Source organism: Dyadobacter alkalitolerans DSM 23607 (genome assembly GCF_000428845.1).
GTDB classification, from domain to species: Bacteria; Bacteroidota; Bacteroidia; order Cytophagales; family Spirosomataceae; genus Dyadobacter; species Dyadobacter alkalitolerans.
On the sequence record NZ_AUAS01000008.1, the window covers coordinates 37167 to 61179 of the forward strand.

The following is a 24013-nucleotide window of genomic DNA, read 5'->3' on the forward strand; positions in this document are numbered from 1 at the left end:
TTTTTAATGTTTATTTTGATGACACAAAGTTGGCGTACATGCCGGCGGATAAATAGCTCATTTGAGCGGAAGAATAGCACAGAATTACCTTGTTCTGTGGCAAGCCATGAATCATAAACAAAAAGCCATGTATCAGGAATTTATTGAAATCCGGGGTGCCCGTGAAAACAATCTGAAAAACGTTTCACTGCGCATTCCGAAACGCAAGATCACCATCTTCACAGGCGTGTCGGGATCTGGGAAGTCGTCCATCGTTTTCGATACGATCGCCACGGAGGCGCAACGCCAGCTGAATGAGAATTTCAGCATGTTTATCCGGAATTTTCTCCCCAAATACGCCCAGCCACACGCCGATGCGATTGAAAATCTCAGCATGGCCATTGTGGTCGACCAGAGGAGGTTAGGCGGGAATTCACATTCAACATTGGGCACGATTACGGACATTTCTCCGGTGTTACGATTGCTGTTTTCCAGGATCGGGAAGCCGCATATCGGGAATTCCAATGCGTTTTCATTCAACGATCCGCAGGGAATGTGCCCGGAATGTAATGGGATAGGAAAAAAAATGGGCGTTGTGGCGGACTCGTTTCTGGACATGTCCAAGTCCCTCAACGAAGGCGCCGTGCAGGTTCCGGTGTTTGCGACCTGGGAAAAAAGCAGTTACGCGAGTTCGGGGTTTTTTGACAATGATAAAAAACTTTCAGATTTCACGGATGAGGAAATGAAGCTGCTGCTCTATGGTAAGGACCTGAAATACAAGTTACAGGTTGGAGGCGGAACGATGAATGCGACTTACCTGGGCGTGATCGAGAAATTTGAAAAGTCATATATTAAAAGAGACATTAAGACATTATCGGAGCGGACGCAAAAGAGTGTTGCGCCTTACATTGCCCTCAAACCGTGTCCATCCTGCCACGGCGCGCGGCTGAGCCAGGCTGCATTGAACTGTAAAATTGATGGCAGGAATATAGCCGAAATGTCGGCGATGGAAGTGTCGGAACTGGTGTCATTGATCAGTAAAATCAAAGATCCGCTGGCCGCATCCATGGTAGCTACATTATCCGAAAGGTTGCAGCATTTAGTGGATATTGGCCTGGAATATCTGAGCCTGGACCGGGAAACGACCACTTTGTCGGGCGGAGAATCACAGCGGGTGAAGATGGTTAAGCATTTGAGTAGCAGCTTGATCGATGTTATGTATATCTTCGATGAGCCGAGTGTGGGTTTGCATCCGCGCGATGTGCACAGGCTGAATGAACTGCTGGGGAAATTGCGCGACAAAGGCAATACAGTGATTGTGGTCGAGCATGATCCGGATGTGATTAAGGTCGCGGACCACATTGTAGATGTAGGCCCGCACGCGGGAAGCAATGGCGGTAACATTGTTTTTGAGGGAACATATGCCGAGCTTGTCAAGGCGGACACGCTTACCGGCCGCCATATCAAGCAGTCTTTGCTGCTCAAAGAAAAATCCCGCAAAGCTTCGGGCAAGCTTTCTGTAAAAAATGCAAAGATCAATAACCTGCATGATGTAAGTGTGGACGTTCCGGTTGGCGTGCTGACAGTGGTTACGGGCGTGGCCGGTTCGGGCAAAAGCTCACTCATTAATCATGTGTTTTTGAAACAACATCCTAAGGCAATCGTCATTGACCAGTCGGCCGTGGGAACATCCACGCGCTCCAACCCTGCCACATATACGGGTGTAATGGACGACGTGCGTAAGGCTTTCGCGAAGGAGAATGGCGTAAGTGCCTCATTATTCAGTTTCAATTCGCAGGGTGCTTGCCCGAATTGTCAGGGGCTGGGTGTGATTTACACCGATCTGGCCTTCATGGACGGGATCAAAACACCTTGCGAAATTTGCGAAGGGAAGCGTTTCAAGGAGGAAGTCCTGGCTTATAAGCTGGATGGAAAGTCCATTTCCGATATTCTCGAAATGACCGTTTTACAAGCATTGGATTATTTTACACAAAAAGACATTCTGCATAAGTTGCAAGCTATGAGCGATGTCGGGCTTGACTATCTTACGCTTGGCCAGCCGCTAAGCACTTTATCCGGCGGGGAATGTCAGCGCATTAAGCTTGCCAGCGAACTGCATAAAAAAGGCAGCATTTACGTCCTTGACGAGCCTACGACGGGGCTGCATATGTCGGATATAACGCATCTGCTTTCCATCATGAACCGCCTTGTAGATGCCGGAAACACCATGATCGTCATCGAGCATAACCTGGATGTGATCAAGAATGCGGACTGGATCATTGATATGGGGCCGGATGGTGGCACGAAGGGTGGAAAAGTTGTTTTCGAAGGCACGCCGGTCGAATTATTAAGTGCGAAAGGATCGATTACCAGCTTATATCTGAAAAACGCAACAGCTTGATCAGGGCCGTTGCGCCAGGTTGCTATCTCCTCATTTACCTCATCCTTTCCAGCGCAGCGGTTACCAGAATTTGGGTTTTTCCAATGTCCCGCCCTGCTCCCGACAGTCGGTGCAGCTGGGCGGGGCACCCAAGAGGAATTCTCCCCTCAGGCCTGTGTATGACAATAATAATGAGGTAGTTTCGAGTCCGCATTGTCTGTTGCTCGTAGGGCTGCACACTACATCAAATGTATCGGGCATCATGCAGGTCGGGAATTTTCCAAGCTTTGGTGTGATCGTAAGCCTTTTCGTTTCTTCGGTTGATGCACTGAAGTAGCCAAACACGAGTTCTTTTCCGTTTGTAATGTTTTTGATATTGCCGGTAACCTGCGAAGGCTGGGGATCAAAAAGGCTTCCTGTTCCCTGTGTGGTTTTAGAAAGTGCGGTCCAGTATTCGAACGCAGGCCTGGAAAGGCCATATTGTCGCACCAGCACGCTGTATTTAATGTAAAGTTTATTAGTCGAAACAGGGACTTTGAAAAGTGGCAGATCTTTGATAATGTCACTGGAAAGTTTCACCGTTGTCCCAAGCAGAATGCTTCCGGAGCGCATATTTCCCCAACATTGATTAATGTCTTTAATCCGGGAAACATATTTCTTGTCAATCACTTCGATGCCCGTTTGGTAGGCCGCACGATATTCCCAGGTTTCTTCAAATTTCCAGCGGTAAAACTGTGTCTTTCCCTGCGCGTCGTGGGCGTTTACGTAAAATATCATTGCATCCTGGAAGCTGTCAAACTTGGTGGTCAGGCTGTCGATGGCAGGAGTAACACTAACCGTCACATAATCAGACAAATATTCATTTCCATCCTGCGTCTTGATCCGGATCCGGTATTTGTCGGCAGCATTGTATTGTCGTGGCGGAAGCTCATACAAGCCCGCACGCGACTCAGTAAACGCATTAATTTCTCCCGATTCCGATTCAACGGAGACGGCTGCATGGGATTCGATCGTGGGGCCGGCGGTTTGGTTTACATTCTGCGTTCTCCTGAGTTCTATCCTGCTAGTGTCCTTCCCCACATTCAGAAATCCATCCACAACCAGGTGATTTTCAACAGAATTGACCTCCGGCGGAGAGAATGGCTCAATGCAGCTGTCCATAAAAAACAGCAGGGCAAAAGAAACAAACTTAAGTAAACGATTTCGCATAGCCACTTTTCTCACTAAGTTCTGAAATTGTCAGTAAATCGAGAAACAATGTACCAAAATTTATCGGCGGATGGTTACTTATGCCTGTGGTAACCACCTTACTTCCCCATCCATTTCTTAAAATCATTCGTTTTTTCCCGGCTTACAATGGATTCTTTTTCGAAGGTTGGTTTTAATGTCAGGGCCAGGCGGTTATTGTAGTAGGGTTGGATCTGGGTTACGGATTGGTGGGTGACAATGAGGCCGCGGTTGATGCGGAAGAAGCGGTCGGGATCGAGAAACAGTTCCAATTCATCCATGCGATAATCCACGACGAACTTTTGACCCTGCTGGTTTTTGAAGAAGCTGACCCCGTCTTCAATGTAAAAATAAGCAATTTCTGAAATTTCAACTGACAGCATTCTTGCACCTTGCTTCACAAGAAAACGCTTCCGGTAATCGGCGGCTGGCTGCTGTAATTGGAGGTTTTTAAGGATGTTTTCCAGGTTAGCAGGCAATGTTGGCATTTCTTGTTTCCGCTGGCTTCCGGTAAGGTCGTAGAACTTCCTGATGCTGCGTTGCAGATCTTCCTGCTGCACGGGTTTCAGCAGATAATCAATGCTGTTGACCTTGAATGCCTGCAGTGCATATTCGTCATAGGATGTCGTGAAAATCACGGTGCTCCTGATTTCTATGCGGTTAAATATTTCAAAGCTCTGCCCGTCTGCCAGCTCAATGTCCAGAAAAATAATGTCCGGCTCAGCACTGCCCTTTTCGCGGTTTTCCGAAATCCATTCCACCGTAGCTTCAATGCTGGGTGTAATGCCTTTAATGACAAATTCCGGAGCGGTCTCTTCCAGCAGTTTTGTGAGTTTGCGCACGGCAAGCTTCTCGTCTTCAACAATTAAGATATTCATTGGTTATCAGGATTTTGCATAAGCAAGGGCAACAGTACGACAAAGTGGTCGGTGCTCAGGTCTATCACGGGCTGCCTGTCGGACAGCAGCCTGTATTTAGCTTCAATGTTGGCAAGGCCCAGCCGGGTTGATTTTACGCGGGTTGATTTTTCCAAGAGATTATTACGCACTTCCAGCTGATCGTTGTCGATCGAAGTGATCGCTATCAGAAGCGGATTTTTTTCCAGAATCGTATTGTGCTTTACGGCATTCTCGACTAGTAATTGCAATGTTAAAGGCGGAATATATTTGTTTAAAGCGCTGTCGCTCACGTTAATCACAAGTTCCAGTCCCGTATCGTATCTGGTCCGCAGGAGGTGATAATAGGATTTGATAAAACGGATTTCGGTGGCCAGCGTCGTGAGCTCGTGCTGGTTGGTTTGCAGCAGATAACGGTAAACCTTTGCCATTTCATCCACAAATTGCTCGGCCCGGGCAGGCTCGTCATGGATGAGTGCCGAAAGTGTATTCAGACTATTAAACAAAAAATGCGGGTTAACCTGGCTTTTAAGGCTTTGGAGCTGTCCCTGTAATCCGGCCTTTTTGATGGCCTCTTTATTGATCTTGATCTCTTTCCATTTTCGCAGTGAATAATTTACTTCATACAAACAGGTCAAAAGCAGTATCGCCAGCATTTCAAACAGATATACATTTATCATTTTCCCGAAATCCAATTGTGCATTTAATGGCCGGAAATGAATGATGAATAGGCCATATGCCGTCACATAAACGCCCGTAAGGACGCAAAATGAGAGCGCGGTGTACACTGCCCTTTTCAGTGAGGAATGGATGGACGGATATTTCCGGGCAATGTATTGCGCCGCCCAGTCATGCGGAATAAATGCCAGAATGGTCATGGACAAGACCATTAATGTACCTAAAATGAAATTCGGGATGCTGGCAAAATAAGGATCACCGATGAGCAAATAACTGATCGTGGGCACAAACCAGGGCACAAGCAGGACAAACATCCACCTGCCGAAGAGGCTCAGCCATATCAGCTGGCCAATGTGCTGAAATCTGTAATGTTTTATCATGTATAGATCAGGGGCAAAAGCACTGTGAATTCTGATCCTTCTTCCTTGATCTGAATGGTTCCTGCCTGGTTGAAAAGCATTTTATAGCGCGATATCAATGTGGCTAGACCGGCATTGCTGAATGGCGTGCGCACGGTCCTTTTTTGTAAATTATTGACCACTTCCAGCTGGCCGGTGGCGGTAGTCCGGATAGCAATCCGCAGCGGATGGTCGGCGGAAATAATGTTGTGCCGGATCGCATTATCGATCAATGTTTGCAATGTTAATGGCGCCATTTGGCCATTCAGATACAGGTCCGCAGCTTGAATGGAAATGCTTATGCCGTTTTCAAAACGCGTCTCCAGTAAGTAAATGTAGGAGCGGATGTAACGCAGCTCGGCATCGAGCGTAACCATGCTTGTTTCGCGGTCGGGGCCATTAACGCTTAGCAGATAGCGGTAGACTTTGGACATCTCATCCACGAATTTCTCAGCCGTAGCAGGCGATTCTGAGATCAGTACGGACAGGGAGTTAAGGCAATTGAATAAAAAATGCGGGTTAACCTGCTGTTTGACCACTTCCAGCTCAGAGAGCAATTGCCGCTGCTCCATCTGCTGCAATTCATCCTGATTGGTTTTCCACTGCATGAATGTATAAGCCAGTTCCGTAAGCCCGGCACCGATCAGCGAAGCCGCAAGAAGCAGGAATACGGACCACATGGCCCGTTCACGCTGGATCGAAAAGCCGAATAAATGGATCTGGTCATAGGCCAGCAGCACCGCCATCAGAATACAAACATTAACAATTGAATAAAGCACAAACCAGAACAACACGCGGAAAACGGACTGGTGTGTGTCGGGATATATTTTGGCAATGATAATGGCGATGATCTGATTGATATGATTGGCTATCAGGCAGAGTATAAGGTTAATAAAGCTCCCGCCCAGAAAAACCCGCAGATCCGAAAAGTAAATGCTTCCCCACATCAGGTAACCCACCACAGGAACCAGCCAGGGGATCACTAATACAAGAATGAAGAAGTTTAGACGGTTTTTTCGAAGCGTATCAAAATATTTATCGAAATACCTGAACCGGATTCGCATCATAGTAAAAACATGAACAGCAAAAATAGGAATGCAAGGAATAGGGCAGAAACGGATCGGCTGTCAATTGTATAAAAAAAGTGCTGAAATGTCATTAATCTTCTTCTAAACTGCTTACCTCCGACATTCATGTAAACCATTGGTGAAAACGGCGATACATACAGATCATCCGCCAAAAAGTGTAATACAGATACCAAATCTTACAGTACGGATAATATCTGTTTCCCACCGCAACAATTGCGAGCGAATTTTGTGTCATTCTAATAGCCAGGGCATTACCCTAAAATCAATTTAACTTTTATCTATTAAGCCATGAAAACAACTTTAATGAATCCATTCTCCTGGACAGCCGAACCAACCGACGTTGACAATGCTCACCTTATTGCAGTGCACATGCACGGCAAGATCTTGTGGGTTTCTGCGCAAGAGATCACGTTTCTGGAAGGGGAAGGGAACTACACTTACATTCATACGCGTCAGGGCAAGAAATATCTGGTGTCCAAAACGCTGAAAGTAGTGGTGGAGATTTTGAATGTCGATTTTATCCGGATCCACAAATCATACATTGTTAATCCAATGTACATTACGGCGCAAATCGAACCTGACACGCTGTTGCTGAGCTGTGGACGGAAGGTGCCTATTGCAAGAAGAAGAATGCGTGAAATTCATGAAATGCTTGCGGGTGAATCCCTGGCAGCGTAAGGATTATATAGAAGCAAGCCCCGGATCAGCAAAGGTCCGGGGCTTTTTCGTTTCCCGGCGGGCGGGCACAGATATTTAATGTCTGGCCGAAACACTTAACACGGCATCGATTATGGCTAAGAAGGCAAAGAAAAAAGGCGGTACAAAAGCAAAGACCAGCGGCAAGAAAAAGAACAAATTAGGCGTCAAAAACTCCCTCGTCAACAACATCAACGCCCGAAAGAAAAAAGGAACCTCCCGCCCCAAAAGCAAAAAAACAGTCAGCAAGAAGTCCTATACCAAGATGAAAAAGAACTGGGGTAAGGGGAAGAAGACCAGGAAGTAGGATTATAAAGTGTATTTTCTTGGGTTAATGTATTTTAACCCAGACACTTTTCCAAAATCTGAATCATTATCTGAAAGCAGGATCAGGTCGCTGGTTAATGCGGTCGCAGCAATGATTGCATCGGGAATTTTGATCCTGTAAGCTTTTCGTATTTTAATCGTCTTTTGCACGATATCCTCAGCAATGCCAAATTCATTGAAGATTTGAAGAAACTGCTTAATAAACTGAGCGAGATGATCGCTTTTTGGAGCAAAGCCTAATAATTCAATCCTGGATATGACGGAGATTTGGGCGTCGCCTGCATCTATTATCGAATCGATCAGATCAAGACCATTCTCGGAAAGTTCTTCGGTTAAATATTTTGTAACAACATTGGTGTCAATCAGATATCTCTTTCCCATTCAGTCCTGATATTGTCGAAGTAGCTTTGGATTTCTTTCTTGTCCGCGTCTTTCCAGGCTCCTCTCAATTGCGTAGAAGGGCGGGGCATTGATTTTTTTTCTTCTTCCGCGACCTCATCTGTGAAAGTTACAAAAACTTTAACACGCTGTTTAACGGCCGGTTTCTCTTTCAGGATAATCTGTCCGTTCTCGTAAATTCCTTCAACTGCGGTAAGCATAATCTTTTAGTTTGTAGTCAAATATAAACATTTCGGATTATAAATGTTCCTCTAAATGGTTTTACGAAACCACATTCTCCGGTTCATCGTGCATGAAGTTTTCGAGGTTGTCGGCTACCATTTGTAGCAGGCGTTTTCTGGCTTCGAATGTGGCCCAGGCTACGTGGGGGGTGATGATGCAGTTGGGTGCGGAAAGTAAGGGGTTATCGGATTTGGCCGGTTCTGTGGATAAGACATCCAGTCCGGCTCCGGCGATGGTGCCGTTTTTCAGTGCTTCTGCAAGGTCGTGCTCCTGGATGAGTGGGCCGCGGCCGGTGTTGAGAATGATAGCGTTACGCTTCATGCGGGCTAGCCGCTCTTTGTTGACGATCTCTTTTGTTTCGTCGGTTAAGGGGCAATGCAGGCTCACGACATTACTTTTTTCAAAAACTTCTTCCAGCGAAACCATTTCAACTCCTTCTGTTGGCGTGGGATGCTTCCTGTATGCAATCACATTCATCCCGAATGCCAGCGCAATTTTCGCAACCTGTGATCCAATGTCTCCCAAGCCGATCAATCCCATTGTTTTTCCTGCCAGCTCGGTTAATGGCGTTTTCTAGTAACAAAAATCCGGTGAAGCGGCCCAGTCGCCCGCGAAAACGCTTTGGCTGTGCAGCTCGGCGTGGTTTACAACCGCCAGCAGCAACGCAAATGTCTGCTGCGCCACGGAAGCAGGGCCATATGCCTTCACATTGGTAACTGTAATGTTGTGTTTTCGGGCTGCATTGATATCGATATTATTAAATCCCGTCGCCATCACACCAATGTATTTCAATTTCGGCAGTTGATCCAGGATCGCCTCTGTCAGCACGACCTTATTTACCAAAAGCACCTCCGCGTCTTTCGCCCGTCCGACAATTTCCTCTGAATTAGAGCGGTCATAAATATCGGCATGCCCCAGCTTATGGATCGGTGCCCAGTCCAGGTCACCAGGATTAAGGGTGTAGCCGTCAAGAATTACGATGTTCATGCTATGTATTGAATTGTAATCGTTTATAAATTGAATTTTGAATTACATGACTTCCATTTTGAAATTACATAGAATCCATTTTGAAATAACATAAAAAAACCTCCCCGAAACAAGGCTCGGGGAGGTTTCGTTTTTTGTTAAAAAAGCTTTAATTCTTCGGATCGGTGGTGATTTTTCCGGCGCCGGTTCCCTGCATTTGCATCGGGTTAGGCGTCTTTTTTAGTTGCTGCTGCTTGAAGATCTGGAACCTTGTGGGCGCAGCTACGCGCGGGAAGGCGTTGTTTTCTGTATCAATGTCTGCAATTTGCTGGTATGGGTCCAATGTCCATTGCACGACTTTCTTTTTGGTCGAAATCACCTTATTAACCTGTGCGTCGTTGAAGCGCCAAATTTCGGCAGGGAATACGGCCACAGAATCAGTGCCGTCTTCAAAACCCATTTTCACGATCACCGGCATGGGTAATCCGCCTTTGTTTTTGATAGAAAGCGTGTAAAAATTGCTGTTTTCCTGGATCAGCGCCTTTTCGTTGTCCGAAAGTGTCGCCAGGTATTGGTTGTATTTCTGCTTGTCCGCTTCCGTAACCTTGAATGGATCGTAGCGGTTGTAGAAGTCGGCCATGGTGGAATCCTGTGCAACCACGGTTTCGCCCTTGGTTTTGGCATCCTGCATTTTACTCATTGTCTGCTGCTTGCGCGCAGCTTCTTTCCTGGCGATTTCCTTTTCTACTTCGGGATTTTGCGTATCAATGCTAAACCAATCCACGCTTACGAGATCCTGGTCCACAGCCTCTGTTCCATAAAACCAGCCTTTCCAGAACCAGTCCAGATCCACGCCTGAGGCATCTTCCATGGTGCGGAAAAAGTCGGCCGGGGATGGGCTTTTAAATTTCCAGCGCGTTGCATATTCTTTGAATGCATGGTCGAACAGTTCACGACCCATCACGGTTTCGCGGAGAATGTTGAGTGCTGTGGCAGGTTTTGCGTAAGCATTTGGTCCCAAGCCGATTACATTTTCTGCGGAAGCCATAATAGGCGTCAGTACCGATTTGTCAGACGACATATAATCTGTGATCTGGTTAGGCTCGCCGCGGCGGGTAGGGAAGTTGTAATCCCACTCTTTCTCAGCCAGATATTGGCAGAATGTATTCAAGCCCTCGTCCATCCAAGCCCATTGACGCTCATCGGAATTCACGATCATAGGAAAGAAGTTGTGCCCTACTTCATGAATAATCACCCCGATCATGCCATATTTCACGGCCTCACTGTAAGTCCCGTCTTCCTCCGGGCGACCGCCGTTGAAGCTGATCATCGGATATTCCATCCCGCCGCCTGCTACGCCATGGCATGAGATTGCAACCGGATAAGGATATTCGAATGTGCGTGCGCCGTAAGATTTCAATGTATGGGCAACGGCACGGGTCGAATATTGTTCCCAAAGCGGATTCCCTTCTTTTGGATAAATAGACATACACCAGATTTTACGGCCGCTTTTGTAAACATCGGTTTGCATGGCGTCCCAGATGAATTTCCGGCTGCTCGCAAAGGCGAAATCGCGCACATTATCTGCTTTGTAAATCCACGTTTTCTTGCCTGGGTTTTTGTTTTCGCGTTTTTCAGCTTTTTCTGCTTCTGCCTGCGTAACGATCAAAACGGGCGTTTTGGAAGTTTCAGCTTGCTTCAAACGTTGTTTTTGTGTTGCAGTCAAAACCTGTGCGTAGTTCTGGCATTCGCCGCTGGCTGCAACCACGTGGTCGGCGGGAGCGGTGATGGCTACTTTATAGTTACCAAAAATCAATGCAAACTCGCCTTGTCCCAGGAATTGCTTGTGGTTCCAGCCATTAATGTCGTCATAGGGAGCCAGGCGGGGGAACCAGTGTGCGATGAAATAGTTGGCATTGCCGTCTTTTGGAAAAAACTCATATCCGCTGCGACCGTAGTATTCTGTAATGTTATAAGTCCAGCTAACGCCAAAAACGAAGCTTGTTCCCGGTTTCATTATCGCTGGCAAATCAATGCGCATCATTGTGCCATTGATGGTGTAAGGCAATGCTTTTCCGGCTTTGTCTTTTACTGCGCCAATCTTATAACCATATTCTGTTTTTGGGTCCAATGATGAGCCTCTGCCGTTATTCAATGCAGCTAGCTGAGCCGGGCTCATGCCTTTTTCGTTAATGGCACCGGTCCTGGAAGTGGCGCCAATTCCGTCTTTTTTGAAAAGGTTTTGATCCAGTTGCAGCCAGATGTATTTCAGATCGTCCGGGGAATTGTTGTAAAATGTAATGGTTTCGGAGCCGATGATCTGACGGTTGTCGTCATCGAGTTCCACCTTAATGTCGTAATCAGCGCGTTGCTGCCAGTATTCACGTCCCGGTGCACCGGATGCGGCGCGGGTGGAATTGGGAGTCGGGAGTATGGTGCCCAGCTGTTCAAAACGATCATTCGCCTTGTAATTGGGATTCATCGGAAGCTGCTGTGCCATCGCAGAAACCGTTATCAGCAGGATCAGTAACGGGAGAAGTGCTTTTTTCATATTAGTTGGTTATTGAGAATAATGCAGAAATGTTAGGATAAAAGGCTTTGCAGGAATTCGTTATTAATGATCAGCGAGAGCGACATGCCGACAATGATGCCCGACAAAATATGTATCCAGCTCAGCCGCTGCACTCTTAGTATTTCAATCACAACAAATGCGATTGATAAAATAATAAAGACGATAATCAGCTGCCCCAGTTCCAGTCCGACATTAAAACCCAGCAGCGGATTGAAGATTTCAGCTTCCTTACCCAGCAATGTTCGCAGATAATTGGAAAACCCAAGACCATGAATCAACCCAAAGAATAAAGCAAGCGGATAGCGAATGTTGGAAGCTTTTTCACTCGACGCCAGACCGGCTTTTTGTACTTTATAAAAAAAATTAAGAGACGCCGTGATCACAATGGTAACCGGGATCAAGAGCTCAATCCAGTCGGGATTCACATTTACAAAGCCCATCGTGGCCAGCGCAAGCGTGATGGAATGCCCAATGGTAAAAGCCGTGACGAGGATGATTACTTTTTTCCAGTCGATAAGTGTGTAAACAGTGCAAAGCGCCATGATAAACAGGATATGATCATAGCCTAAGGAATCGGTAATGTGACTAAAACCTAGTTGTAAGTAAGCCTGGAATTCGGACATTAATAAGTTGTAAAGTGGATCGGCATTAAAACAGAATACTTGTCAAGACAAAAAAAGGAATTCGAATATATTCTATTCATGTCATTATTACAATAGAAGTGCGTACACGAAGCAATGCGGAAGCCATTCAAAACGGCCAGAAGCAAAAAAAAGACCGGGAGCATCTGCCCCCGGCCTTTCGAAATTCTGACACCAATTATATAAGACTATTATTTATTTCTGAATTTCGTAGTTGGCATTCTGTGGATCCCAGTTAGCCCATTTGTCAGTCCAGTCGGTTGCTCCGAAAGCACCTACCACTGTGTTTGCTTCAAATCCTGCTGGCAATGTTGCACCGCCGGTCAATAAAGCGGAACCTGTTGTTGGAAGAAGACCTGGCTTAGCAGTGATCGAGTTATATCCGGCAGGCAGTTTAAGATCAGCAACAGCCGCAACTTTGTTTTTGCTTGCAGCAGGAGCGAAAAGCGCCTCAGTAATGCCTTCAATAACACCTTCTTTCGGAGTGCCGGTGATTGCTACCGCATTACCATCCATTTTGATCTTGCCAGTCGTGAAGTTTGCAACAGAAGGTGCGCCTTCTATTCTCACAGCTGAACGTGGCCAGGCGCCAGTTACCAATGTATTGTAAACCGAGATAGCAGAATTTTTTCTCACGCGGATTGCTGATGCGAATTTCGCGTTAGGCGTTCCTTCTGCCATTGCGATTGTTATGTTAGCAAATTTCGCAGAAGTTTGAGGTGTTTTTTCAGATCCGGCATTGTCATTATCTGACTCAAAACCATTTGAATCACCTGCCAAGTCAGCTACTGCCGGGTCGCGCAGGATAAAACCGTATTGTACGTTTCCTGAAAAACCGTTATCCGTATCAAAATCATCATCCAGGCCACGGTAAGCGATAAGGTGTTTCGCATTTACTGCTCCACCAAACCATTCGTATGAATCATCACCCGAGTAAGAAACCTGTACATAATCGATCTCAGTTCCTGAACCAACTCCACCAAATGTAAGACCGTTGATCTCTTTATCCGTTTCGTAAGCGATACCAGCAAACTCAATACGAACATATTTCAGTTGTCCTGAATTGTCGGCTGCATCCGTTCCGCCGAATGTCGATTGGTTTTCACCTTCGATTACTGCATCTGGCTTGTTAACCGGAGCTTTTCCAAGTAAGATCAAACCACCCCAGTCACCCGCTTTACGCTGACCTGCTGGCTTGCTCGATGTAAAAATGATAGGCTTATCAGCAGTTCCTACGGCAACAATTTTTCCGCCTGGCTTTATGATCAGAGAGCCTTTTTGGTTTCCATCACCTTTGATGATTGTTCCCGGTTCAATAGTCAATATTGCGCCAGATTCAACATATACAAATCCTGAAAGCAAGTATTGGTTCGAAGCAGACCAGGTCGTATTGGCAGTGATTTTGCCTGTAACGGTTTTTATTTCACCCACCGGTGTTACAATCGGCTCCTCGTCATCATCGTCATCATTTGTGCAAGAGATAGATCCGAAAATGGTAAGCCCCAACATCAGCAAGCTTAAAAGTTTACCTGTGTTTTTCATAATTCAATTGTTTGTTTTTCTGTTTAAAGTTTTTTGTGATAAAAGAGCGGGTTCAGGACTTAATTAAAATTTGTACGTAACGCCAATGGTTGAGTAGCTTCCTCTTTTGAAGCTTTGGTATGTCTCATCTACGTCGGTAATGTTCTGGTCTTGGTTGCTATCCTGGATCAGGCGGAAACGCTGGTTAAGCAGGTCCTGGATTCCCAGCTTAATTTCAAGATGTTCTCCTAATGCTTTCACAATATTCAGGTCAATGATATTCCTTGGCATTTCGTATACTGTTGGCTGCAAATCCTTATCGCCTACCAGGAAGATCCTGCGGCCCACCACATTGTAAAGTGCGTTCACCTGCCATCCGCGGTTTACGTCATTGTAGTAAAGACCTGCATTGATCAGGTAAGGAGATTGTCCCTGTAACTGGCGGTCATTTTCCTGTCCCGCAAAGCCTGTTAATACATTACTATGGATGACAGATGCATTCAGCAACACACTCAGGTTATCCACGAATGGGGAAACGGTCAGGTTTTTAAGGGATTTGCGCAGTTCGATTTCTGCACCGGCTGTGTAAGCAGACTTTGCATTATCCACATAGAACGACACACCTGAGCCTGCGTAGCGGATACGCGTTTCGATCGGGTTAACAAAGTGCTTGTAGAATGCTGCAACCGAGATCATTTCCCCATCTTTCGGATAGAACTCATAGCGAAGGTCAACATTCTGGATCGAAGGCGTTTTCAGGTTCGGATTACCCACACGGGATACATCGAAGTTAAAGTCATAGTAAGTAAATGGCGCCAGTTCGCGGAACTCAGGACGGTTTACAGAAACCGAGTAGGCTAGTCTTACCAGCGATTTTTCGGTGAAGTTGTAAGCTAAGTTCGCAGAAGGAAGGAAACGGAAGATCGGGTTGTTAACACGAATGCGTGCGCCACTTCCACGCTGCCTGCTTTGCAGTTTCTGAATGTTGTTCTCAACACGCAGACCAACCGAAACATTGAATTTTTTGGTAAAAGGAATATAAGAACCCAGATAACCTGCCATTAATGTGTTTTGCGCAGTATATTTATCATCTGTGTTGGTTCTTTCTGCATAATAAAGTTTGTCGCCAGCAATGTTCTGTGAATCGAAAAGCTGCGCTGGTGCCTGTCCAAGCAATTCCTGAGAAGCATTACCGGAATTGGTCAGGTTAAACCATCTCGCTTTGAAAGCCCTGTCTTTAAGCTCGCCATAAGCCCCTGCACGCAATTTTATTTGCATGCTCTCGTCGTCTTCATAGCCGCTGCGTTCGATGCGGTGTTCAAGATCGGCACGGAATGAACTGGTATATTCAGTTAATTCAGAGTAAAATCTGGCACCTCTTGTCAAGCTGGCGTTGCTTCCCGGAACAAGTTCCACCTGGAAAGGGCCAGTGCTACCGATGGAACGGGTTGAAATAAAGCGGCGGTAATCAGGTTCGCTACGGAATGTTGTTCCCAATGCGCCAAGCCATTTCAATGTCGTATGTGCGCCCAACTCGTGGGTCCCGCCTAACTGGCCTGAGTAAATGCTCTTCGACTCGTAACGGAATGCGTAATTTTGAACTTCCACATCATTGTCTGTATTGTAACCCTGGCGGAAGTTGGTCTCTTTATTAGAAAGCTGATTGAACAGGTTTCTGAATTCGATCTTGTGATTCGGATTGATGATCAAAGCCCAGTTGGACATGACGCCCAGACGGACATTGTTTTGATACAACTCATCCTGATAAGCGCTTTGAATGTCTGATTTTTGCTTTTCCTTGTCGAAGCTCAGATAACGGAATTGCGTTGTTGGCAAAAATTGATTTGTTGATGAATAGTTGACATTATTGAATGTTGTCAACTTCATATTTCCTAATTCAAACTTATGGTTGTAACCCAGTGAAGCGCGCAAATCAGGCGTCACCGATTTCGATTTCAAATCATAAAATTCGGGAAGGTTACGAAATGCATTTAAAGATGCATCTGATGGAGAACCTTCGCTTTGCAATCTTTTTGTAGATGGGAAGCCGTTGGGAAGTGCTCTGTCCGGTGCACCGAAACCCGTCCAGTCCAGTGAGGAACCTGCGTAGTCAAGAACATTCTTGAACGTGGTATTTCCGCGGTAACCGCCCGTTAAGCTGAATGTAAATCCGTTGTCGTCAGGGATTGTTTTTGTATAAATTTTGATAATCCCGCCTGCAAATTCACCTGGAAGTTCAGGTGCGCCGGATTTGTAGATCATCATCCGGTCAATGGCCGTGCTGGGAATCAGATCAAATGAAAAGGATTTTACATCAACCTCTGTTGAAGGTGTGATTGCATCATTTAACATTACGGTGTTGTAACGCTCGTTCAAACCACGGATGATCACGAAACGGTCATCCTGGATAGAAACGCCCGGCACGCGGCGCACAACTTGTGAAGCATCGCGGTCCTGCGATTTCTGGATTTGTTGGGCAGAAATACCCACGGCGATTTGCTCTGCTTGCTTAATTTCAGTGATTACAGAAACGTCGGTGAAGGATTGACGTTGTCCTACGATCTTAACCTCTTCCAGGTTTGCCACATCTTCCTCAATAGTTGTATTAATGAGGACGGCCTGATTTGGGTAAACTTCAATCGCAATTTCTTTCGGCTTATAAGAAACGTAGCTTACAATGACCGTCTGTTTTCCTGTGGGGATATTCTGAATGTCGAAATTTCCTTCAACATCTGTTGCCGTTCCGATCGGAGGAGTGGAGCCTTTTAAAACAACGCTGGCTCCAATGACAGCTTCTTTGGTCTTGTAATCAACAATGTTCCCCTTAATCGAACCCGTTTGGGCATATACCAGCGTGGTAGTAAAGAGGAAAAATAAGAGAGAGGTAATTTTTAAGTTCATGTCTTGTGTCAGAATTATTTTCTGATACAAAAGTAGACTCCCAATATTACCCCAATGTTACCCCCATGTTATGGCTCGGTTATTTCGGGGTGTGGTTTTTTGTTTAAAATCAGGGACTTACTCAATAATCCCGTTTCCAATTCCTGCTTCATAATTGTCCAGGTCGTAAACAAAGCCATTGATGACAGCATACTTCACTACGGCACCTTTTTTGAGGATAAATGTGGCTGTATTGCCTAATACCGGCGTGCCGGATGGAGCAGCTTGTCCGCTTCGCAGCACGTGCAGTGGAGTTGTTGTAAAGTACAGTCCAAGGGCGCGGGTGTTGCTGTCGGATGCAAGACGGACGTAGGTGTAACCCTGTTTGAGCAGGCTTAATGCGTTGAGTTTGCTGACCTCGCTTACATTCTTATATGTCGTGGGATAGACCTTGCCTTTTTCAATGGTTAATCCTTTTGCATCAATTTCTTCACTGCCGAATTGCGGGTGCAGATCACCGAAATCTTCTATTTTGCTGTAATAAAAAAACTTAGTTGCATTGGAATAACTTACTTCATTGCGGTTAATGCCCAAATCTGCCAAAAACGATTTTCCGGATTGCTTCACCGTTGCATTCCGCACCACGAGGTCATAAACCCAGCGGCCGTTTTCAGGGATTTTATAGTAATCGTCGCGTTTTTCTTTGGTCAGGGAGTTGTCAGCGATTTTATCTAAAGCAGAAAGGATCGCCATGAAATTGAGCTTCCTGATATATTGTTTTTCAGGATCGCCTACATAGCCGCCCGATTCGATCAGTACCAATGTGGTTCCCCATTTCTGAACATTATCACCAAAGCCACGAGGTTCGTGATCGTCGGAATAGCGTGCAACCTGACCGGGAATGTATTTTTGTAAAACCTTATTCATGCCCACGATCAGCTGCATGGAACGCTCGCGAACGGGGTTGATATTTAGCTCGTAATCATAGGAAGTAGCCAGGAAAGAAATGGTCGCAACCTTGGCGCTTCTGCCAGCCGAATAGCGTGGGCTCTGGTCGTGCAAGTTGAAGCCGTAATCGGGTTTTAATTGATCCACCAAACCTTTCAGCACCACTGCTTCGGGGGTTTGACGAGAAGCGGCATCACGGTTCATGTCGATGCCCTGCATGGTGCGGCGCTGGTAACGTTCGGCGCCGTCGGGGTTGAGCATGGGAACAAAATATAATGTTGTTTTTTCGAGCAGCTCTTTCCGGAAATCGTCGAAACCGTCATTCTTTCCTTCCAAAAAATTAAATATATCAAAGCTCGCCATGGTTGCAGTGGGCTCATCGCCATGCATTTGGGTCCATAGGAGCACTTTTCTCTTACCCGTCCCGACTTTGATCATTTGTATTGTCCTGCCCTCGAAGGATTGGCCGACGGTTTCGATTTTGTAAAGCGGGTTGCCCTGGCGCTTGGCTATGAGCGGAAGAATGTCTTTTTGTTTGAAGCGGCGCTGTGTTAATGTGGTCTCGCGGTAAGTGTCGTGCACTTTAAAAAGCCGGTTCGCCAGCTCGTCAGACTGTGCCTGGGATGTAACGGTGGTCAAGGTAATTAGAAAGAAAAATAGTTGTGAAATTATAATGCGCATGATCGTACAAAACCGTTTTGTAATCGCAATGTACAAGAATTTTCTAAGCAAATTTTAATTTTAATATTTGTTCCTATGCTTTCTACTTCTTGCAATTATTACTTACATTTGTGCATGTTTAAAGCTGAAACAAATCATCATTTTCATCAAGGCCATCTGGCTTTCGGACGTCTTGGGTGATGTGTTTTTGCAAGTAGTGTTGTAATAAGGTTGAATACATAGTATCCCAGAAGCCCGATTTTCAAAAATCGGGCTTTTTTTGTTTTGCCTCAAATCACATTGGATGAAAACAGTCATTATTAAATACAACGCAGGCAATGTGCAGTCGGTCATGTACGCCCTCGACCGCATTGGCGCAAGTTACCTGTACACGGACGACGAGGAAGAAATCCGTTCGGCGGATAAGGTCATTTTCCCGGGTGTGGGAGAGGCCAGCACGACGATGAACTACTTGCGCAAAGTGGGCTTGGATAAAGTCATCCCGACATTAAAACAACCTTTTTTCGGAACCTGCATTGGTATGCAGCTTATGTGCCGTTTTTCGGAAGAAAACAATACCGAATGCATGGGCATTTTTGATGTGGACGTAAAGCGGTTTCCAGCCACTCCGGGATTAAAGGTGCCGCATATGGGCTGGAACAACATTACCGGCTATAAAACTCCGCTTACCACCGGTTTGCCCGACAATGCTTATGTTTACTTTGTGCACAGTTATGCCGCGCCGGTTTGTGATTACACCGTTGCCAGCTGCGAATATGTGCTCCCGTTCAGTGCTATGCTGCATAGGGACAATTTTTATGCTGCCCAATTTCACTGTGAGATTAGCGGCGATGCCGGACAGCAGATCCTTCAAAACTTTTTAGACATCGTATAAACCCTTTGAAATGATTGAAATAATACCAGCCATTGACCTGATCGAGGGAAAGTGCGTGCGCCTTACCCAGGGCGATTACGGGCAAAAAACCATTTACAATGAAAACCCGCTCGAAGTAGCGATGCAATTTCAGGATGCCGGACTGAAACGTTTACACCTGGTGGATCTGGACGGAGCGAAAGCGAAGAAAGTGGTGAACTGGAAGGTTTTGGAAAAAATTGCATCAAAAACTTCGCTGCACGTTGATTTTGGCGGAGGTGTTCAGTCGGATGATGATCTGAAAGCGGTTTTTGAAAGTGGCGCCAAACAAGTTACCGGCGGAAGCATTGCCGTGAAAAATCCTGAGCTTTTTTTGAACTGGATTTCCGTTTACGGGGGAGAAAAGATCATACTCGGAGCTGATGCGAAGAAAGAAAAAGTGGCGGTAAGCGGCTGGGAAGAGGGGACGGAGATCTGGGTTTACGATTTTGTTGAGAATTATGTTGATAAAGGTGTTAAATACACGATCAGCACCGATGTGGCGAAGGATGGTTTGCTGCAAGGCCCATCGTTTGACCTATATAAAAATTTGCAGGACAAATGTCCCGACCTGAAAATCATCGCTAGCGGAGGAATAAGTGGTTTGGAAGATGTGGAAAAGCTGGCCGAAATGAACATTTACGGCGTGATCATCGGAAAAGCAATTTACGAAAACCGGATCAAGCTGAGCGAGTTACAGCGTTTTTTGAATTAAGATATGCTAACAAAACGAATCATTCCATGTCTGGACGTGAAGGACGGGCGGACAGTTAAGGGCGTTAATTTTGTGAACCTGCGCGACGCGGGCGACGCGGTGGAACTGGGCGCATTGTACGCGGCACACGGCGCGGACGAGCTGGTTTATCTGGACATTACGGCTACGGTTGACGGGCGTTCCACATTCATTGACCTGGTCAGGAAAGTCGCACACACGATTAACATTCCGTTTACAGTTGGGGGAGGCATTTCTTCTATTGCGGACGTTTCCGCACTGTTGCACGCCGGGGCCGATAAGGTTTCTATTAACTCAGCGGCGGTAAAAAATCCAGATCTCATCAACGAGCTTTCGCTGGAATTCGGAAGCCAGTGCATTGTGGTTGCGATTGACACGCGCTACATTGAAACGGAAAATGGCCGGGAGCACATTGTGCACACACATGGCGGACGCAAGCCAACCGAACTCCGGACTATTCCATGGGCAAAAGAAGTGGAAGACCGTGGTGCTGGCGAAATTTTACTGACTTCGATGGACACCGACGGAACTAAGGCTGGTTTCGCTTTGGAGCTTACGGCCACCATCAGCGGAAATGCGAACATTCCGGTGATCGCTTCCGGTGGGGCGGGAAATATGGAGCACTTTTACGATGTTTTTACTGCCGGAAAAGCCGACGCAGGGCTGGCAGCAAGCATTTTCCACTTCCGCGAGATTGATATTCCGGATCTGAAAAAATACCTTCATGACAAAAACCTTCCTATGCGTATGACGCGCTGAAGCGGGAGATTCGGTAACTATTACCGGCAACATTCTTTAAAATAGCCGGAAAGAATGCAACTTTGTCCAAATGACTAAACTACAATGAGCGATACTTTTTCAACTATTGATTTTAATAAATCCCCGGACGGGCTTATACCGGCTATTATTCAGGATATCAACACCAGCAAAGTGCTGATGCTCGGTTACATGAGCCAGGAAGCACTTGAAAGAACGAAGGAACTGGGGACCGTAACGTTTTTCAGCCGCAGCAAGCAAAGGCTCTGGACTAAGGGCGAAACTTCGGGCAACTTCCTTTTTGTGAACGAGATAGCCGCTGATTGCGATGGCGATACGATCCTCATAAAGGCAACTCCGGCCGGCCCTACTTGCCACACCGGAGCAGATACATGTTTTGGGGAAAAAAATAGTCAGGATGCCCGAATCGGGGAAGCATCTTTTCTCAATTACCTGCAAAAGGAAGTGATCCGGGAAAGAAAATTAAACCCCCTCGACGAGTCTTACACCAGCAGCCTGTTCCGCAAGGGAATCAATAAAATAGCGCAAAAGGTGGGAGAAGAGGCAGTGGAAGTTGTGATAGAATCCAAGGATGACGACGCGGACCTTTTCAAAAATGAAGTATCCGATTTGCTTTTTCACCTGCTCGTCCTTTTGGAGCAAAAAAACATTGACTTAGATGAGGTAATTGGCGTACTTCGCAGCCGTCATCAATAAAAATACCCTGCTTATGAAATTAATAATACGTCTGTTAATCAGCACATTAGCAATTTTGCTTGCTGCTAAATTAATTCCGGGAGTTGTTGTGGCGAGCACAACCACCGCCATTATTGTAGCTATTGTGCTGGGGATTTTAAACACATTTTTGAAACCCGTATTGCAGATTCTCGCACTGCCGATCACGATCATGACATTGGGGCTATTCTATTTTGTTGTGAACGTTTTCATCATTTACCTTGCCACCTATCTTGTTTCCGGGTTTTCCATAGACGGGTTCATTCCTGCATTGCTTTTCGGTTTCGTCGTTTCTATCATTTCAGGTATTCTTGGTATGTTTTTGGATTAGTGTCAAGTCCAGCTCCGTAAGAGCCTTAAATTGATACACATGATTGAAAACTACTGCTTATGCTTAGTCAACTAGAGGAAATTAAGGACACGCTTTTTAAGTACTTCGAGACCCGTATCGATCTGTTTAAAATCGAAACAAGGGACAAGATCGAACGTGCGGTTGTAATGGGGCTTTATGGCGCCATTCTGCTTTGTATCGCGCTTACAGTGCTTATATTGATGGTAATTCTACTCGGGACTTTCCTGAACAAATGGCTCGACAGCGATTATCTGGGCTATCTGATTCTGTTGGGAGTGTTCATTCTGAAACTGATAATCTGGATTGTTTTCAGAGAAAAGCTGATTCAGTTTATCCGTGGAATTATCGTTCGTTTTGTCAAAATAAAAGAGGATTAACACTTTTGAAATAGTATTTTGGGAAAAAATTCACTCAAATTGCTATTTTTGGGTTCCTTTTGAAAATTTCTCAGGTTCATCATTAAACTAAAAATGAAATGAGTGCTTCAATAGATTCTTCCGTAAAGATCACCAAACCATTCTCATCTGATACGGATAAGGATAAGCAAGACCTACTGCTCGATGCGGATTTATATAAGGACAAGCTTGAATTACAGTGGAGCGGTTTAAAAACGAACGCTTCTGAATATGGAAAGAAAGCATTGATTATCGGCGGTGTGGTGGCAACCACATATGTTATAATGAATGCGATTTTACCAAAAAATAAGAAAGACCAAAGGGCGGCAGAGGAAGAGGCTGAGGCATATGAGCGAGCTCAGGCATTCAAGGCAGGAGAGGCGAAACAGAAAAGCAAATTTGCGGTTGGAGCAGCCGTTCAAAGTTTAGCCTGGACGTTGGCTGTGGGGTGGGCACGCCAGAAGCTTAAACATTTAATTGCAGATGATAGAAAAATCGAATGAAAACAGCGAATCATAAAATCGCAGACCTCCTTTCAGCAAGAAAAATAGAGAAAAGGAAATCGTTTGCTGTTCTCTTGGATCCTGACAAAATTAATTTTTCAACATTTCCGAAATTCCTGGAATTCGCGGTTGAGCATGGCGTTGACTTTTTTTTCGTAGGAGGCAGCCTCATTACCAATTACGCGATTGACCAGCTTATTGCCGCTATACACCAGTACACGAACATTCCTGCTATCCTTTTCCCCGGAAGCAGTCTTCATATTGATCCTTCCGCCGACGCAGTCCTTTTCCTTTCCCTTATTTCGGGCCGCAACCCGGAACTTCTTATTGGTCAGCATGTTATAGCAGCGCCATTATTGAAAAGAAGTGGAATTGAAGTTTTGCCTACTGGTTATCTGTTAATAGAAAGCGGAAAGCTCACAACTGTTTCCTATATCAGTAATACTACACCCTTACCAAGGGACAAGCCGGGCATTGTAGCTTGTACTGCATTAGCAGGAGAATTTTTGGGTCTCAAACTCATGTTCCTGGACGCCGGCAGCGGCGCACAGTTTCCGGTTACATCCGAAACCATTAGAGCTGTCCGCGAAACCGTGGACACACCCATCATCGTGGGCGGCGGCATCGATTCGTATGAAAAAGCTGATGCCGCACTAGGCGCGGGAGCCGACGTAATCGTAGTCGGTAACGGAATAGAACAAAACCCGGACCTGCTTCCCGAAGTTGCAGCATGCGTAAAGGCTTTCAATAGGAAAACAGAAAGCGTTTAAGGAAACAATAGGAGATTTTATTGTACAAAATAAAGGGATTTGGGTGTTTTCTAAGGAAATTTTAAGTTCTTGGAAAAATACAATAGCAAACGTTAGGAACATTCGGTTTAATCCTGCTACATTTGTATCGAACCTTAATTACACCCAAGAAATGAAAAAAATATTTGCACTTGCGTTCGTTGCCGGGATGGTAACTTTCGCTGCTTGTACTAGCAAACCAGCTGACGAGTCTGCTGATACTACTGCTGTAACTGTTGAAACTCCTGCTGTTGATACTGCAATGGTTGATACAATGTCAACAGATTCAGTTGCTGCTGATTCAGTTAAGTAATTAGACGTACAAGTCGAAATTCGCGAAAAGCGCTATGAAAATAGCGC

The 24013-nt window shown here is 45.7% G+C and carries 25 protein-coding genes; 12 read left to right on the forward strand and 13 right to left on the reverse strand.

Annotated features, from left to right (window positions below; translation table 11 throughout):
• Nucleotides 1-106 precede the first annotated feature (106 nt).
• Complete coding sequence (locus G395_RS0116870; protein WP_229204200.1) at nucleotides 107-2380, forward strand: ATP-binding cassette domain-containing protein; 2274 nt, start codon at nucleotides 107-109, stop codon at nucleotides 2378-2380.
• 60 nt (nucleotides 2381-2440) lie between these two features.
• Here G395_RS0116870 and G395_RS0116875 read toward each other — a convergent pair whose 3' ends face one another.
• The 4 genes from G395_RS0116875 to G395_RS29635 form a co-directional block, all read right to left on the reverse strand.
• Nucleotides 2441-3520 carry a DUF4249 domain-containing protein gene (locus G395_RS0116875; RefSeq protein ID WP_229204201.1) on the reverse strand — a complete coding sequence of 360 codons (1080 nt, stop codon included), beginning with the start codon at nucleotides 3518-3520 and terminating at the stop codon, nucleotides 2441-2443.
• Between the two features lie 146 nt (nucleotides 3521-3666).
• A complete protein-coding gene (locus G395_RS0116880; RefSeq protein WP_026631131.1) occupies nucleotides 3667-4464 on the reverse strand; it encodes a LytR/AlgR family response regulator transcription factor in 798 nt (265 codons plus the stop codon).
• The gene (locus tag G395_RS0116885) at nucleotides 4461-5540 is read right to left on the reverse strand and encodes a sensor histidine kinase (protein ID WP_026631132.1); all 1080 of its coding nucleotides are present in this window, start codon (nucleotides 5538-5540) and stop codon (nucleotides 4461-4463) included. The genes G395_RS0116880 and G395_RS0116885 overlap by 4 nt, the downstream gene beginning before the upstream one ends.
• Nucleotides 5537-6625, reverse strand: a complete 1089-nt coding sequence (locus tag G395_RS29635; protein WP_157486723.1) for a sensor histidine kinase — start codon at nucleotides 6623-6625, stop codon at nucleotides 5537-5539. The genes G395_RS0116885 and G395_RS29635 overlap by 4 nt, the downstream gene beginning before the upstream one ends.
• Nucleotides 6626-6934: 309 nt before the next feature.
• Between G395_RS29635 and G395_RS0116895 the strand changes: the two genes are divergently transcribed.
• A complete protein-coding gene (locus G395_RS0116895) occupies nucleotides 6935-7324 on the forward strand; it encodes a LytR/AlgR family response regulator transcription factor (protein ID WP_026631133.1) in 390 nt (129 codons plus the stop codon).
• A 112-nt stretch (nucleotides 7325-7436) separates the two neighbouring features.
• On the forward strand, nucleotides 7437-7649 hold the full coding sequence (locus tag G395_RS0116900) for a hypothetical protein (protein WP_026631134.1): 213 nt from the start codon (nucleotides 7437-7439) through the stop codon (nucleotides 7647-7649).
• A 2-nt stretch (nucleotides 7650-7651) separates the two neighbouring features.
• Here G395_RS0116900 and G395_RS0116905 read toward each other — a convergent pair whose 3' ends face one another.
• From G395_RS0116905 to G395_RS0116940, 9 genes are all read right to left on the reverse strand, one after another.
• Entirely contained in the window at nucleotides 7652-8050 is a 399-nt protein-coding gene (locus tag G395_RS0116905) for a type II toxin-antitoxin system VapC family toxin (protein WP_026631135.1), read from the reverse strand.
• The gene (locus G395_RS29640) at nucleotides 8032-8268 is read right to left on the reverse strand and encodes a hypothetical protein (protein WP_035361604.1); all 237 of its coding nucleotides are present in this window, start codon (nucleotides 8266-8268) and stop codon (nucleotides 8032-8034) included. The genes G395_RS0116905 and G395_RS29640 overlap by 19 nt, the downstream gene beginning before the upstream one ends.
• A gap of 61 nt (nucleotides 8269-8329) precedes the next feature.
• Nucleotides 8330-8845 carry an NAD(P)-dependent oxidoreductase gene (locus G395_RS32985; RefSeq protein WP_310588899.1) on the reverse strand — a complete coding sequence of 172 codons (516 nt, stop codon included), beginning with the start codon at nucleotides 8843-8845 and terminating at the stop codon, nucleotides 8330-8332.
• Nucleotides 8846-8863: 18 nt separating this feature from the next.
• The gene (locus tag G395_RS32990; protein ID WP_310588892.1) at nucleotides 8864-9277 is read right to left on the reverse strand and encodes a Rossmann-fold NAD(P)-binding domain-containing protein; all 414 of its coding nucleotides are present in this window, start codon (nucleotides 9275-9277) and stop codon (nucleotides 8864-8866) included.
• A 148-nt stretch (nucleotides 9278-9425) separates the two neighbouring features.
• Nucleotides 9426-11807 (reverse strand): M1 family metallopeptidase, encoded by a 2382-nt coding sequence (locus G395_RS0116920; protein WP_026631136.1) that lies wholly within the window; start codon nucleotides 11805-11807, stop codon nucleotides 9426-9428.
• A gap of 32 nt (nucleotides 11808-11839) precedes the next feature.
• On the reverse strand, nucleotides 11840-12451 hold the full coding sequence (locus G395_RS0116925) for a HupE/UreJ family protein (RefSeq protein ID WP_026631137.1): 612 nt from the start codon (nucleotides 12449-12451) through the stop codon (nucleotides 11840-11842).
• Between the two features lie 213 nt (nucleotides 12452-12664).
• On the reverse strand, nucleotides 12665-14011 hold the full coding sequence (locus G395_RS0116930) for a beta-helix domain-containing protein (protein WP_026631138.1): 1347 nt from the start codon (nucleotides 14009-14011) through the stop codon (nucleotides 12665-12667).
• 63 nt (nucleotides 14012-14074) lie between these two features.
• Nucleotides 14075-16891, reverse strand: a complete 2817-nt coding sequence (locus tag G395_RS0116935) for a TonB-dependent receptor (RefSeq protein WP_026631139.1) — start codon at nucleotides 16889-16891, stop codon at nucleotides 14075-14077.
• 117 nt (nucleotides 16892-17008) lie between these two features.
• Nucleotides 17009-18499, reverse strand: a complete 1491-nt coding sequence (locus G395_RS0116940) for a M14 family zinc carboxypeptidase (RefSeq protein ID WP_035361606.1) — start codon at nucleotides 18497-18499, stop codon at nucleotides 17009-17011.
• A gap of 283 nt (nucleotides 18500-18782) precedes the next feature.
• On the opposite strand from G395_RS0116940, the gene hisH reads away from it, so the two are divergent.
• From hisH to G395_RS0116985, 9 genes are all read left to right on the forward strand, one after another.
• On the forward strand, nucleotides 18783-19373 hold the full coding sequence (hisH, locus tag G395_RS0116945) for an imidazole glycerol phosphate synthase subunit HisH (RefSeq protein ID WP_026631141.1): 591 nt from the start codon (nucleotides 18783-18785) through the stop codon (nucleotides 19371-19373).
• Between the two features lie 10 nt (nucleotides 19374-19383).
• Nucleotides 19384-20106 carry a 1-(5-phosphoribosyl)-5-[(5-phosphoribosylamino)methylideneamino]imidazole-4-carboxamide isomerase gene (hisA, locus tag G395_RS0116950; RefSeq protein WP_035361608.1) on the forward strand — a complete coding sequence of 241 codons (723 nt, stop codon included), beginning with the start codon at nucleotides 19384-19386 and terminating at the stop codon, nucleotides 20104-20106.
• Nucleotides 20107-20109: 3 nt separating this feature from the next.
• Entirely contained in the window at nucleotides 20110-20883 is a 774-nt protein-coding gene (gene hisF, locus G395_RS0116955; RefSeq protein WP_026631143.1) for an imidazole glycerol phosphate synthase subunit HisF, read from the forward strand.
• Between the two features lie 84 nt (nucleotides 20884-20967).
• Nucleotides 20968-21597: a bifunctional phosphoribosyl-AMP cyclohydrolase/phosphoribosyl-ATP diphosphatase HisIE gene (gene hisIE / locus G395_RS0116960; protein ID WP_026631144.1), complete on the forward strand. Its 630-nt coding sequence runs from the start codon at nucleotides 20968-20970 to the stop codon at nucleotides 21595-21597.
• Nucleotides 21598-21610: 13 nt separating this feature from the next.
• Complete coding sequence (locus G395_RS0116965; protein ID WP_026631145.1) at nucleotides 21611-21946, forward strand: phage holin family protein; 336 nt, start codon at nucleotides 21611-21613, stop codon at nucleotides 21944-21946.
• A 59-nt stretch (nucleotides 21947-22005) separates the two neighbouring features.
• Nucleotides 22006-22344 carry a phage holin family protein gene (locus tag G395_RS0116970; RefSeq protein ID WP_026631146.1) on the forward strand — a complete coding sequence of 113 codons (339 nt, stop codon included), beginning with the start codon at nucleotides 22006-22008 and terminating at the stop codon, nucleotides 22342-22344.
• Nucleotides 22345-22442: 98 nt separating this feature from the next.
• Entirely contained in the window at nucleotides 22443-22865 is a 423-nt protein-coding gene (locus G395_RS0116975; RefSeq protein ID WP_026631147.1) for a hypothetical protein, read from the forward strand.
• Entirely contained in the window at nucleotides 22862-23635 is a 774-nt protein-coding gene (locus G395_RS0116980) for a phosphoglycerol geranylgeranyltransferase (protein WP_026631148.1), read from the forward strand. The genes G395_RS0116975 and G395_RS0116980 overlap by 4 nt, the downstream gene beginning before the upstream one ends.
• 151 nt (nucleotides 23636-23786) lie before the next feature.
• Nucleotides 23787-23966: a hypothetical protein gene (locus G395_RS0116985; RefSeq protein ID WP_026631149.1), complete on the forward strand. Its 180-nt coding sequence runs from the start codon at nucleotides 23787-23789 to the stop codon at nucleotides 23964-23966.
• Nucleotides 23967-24013: the final 47 nt, after the last annotated feature.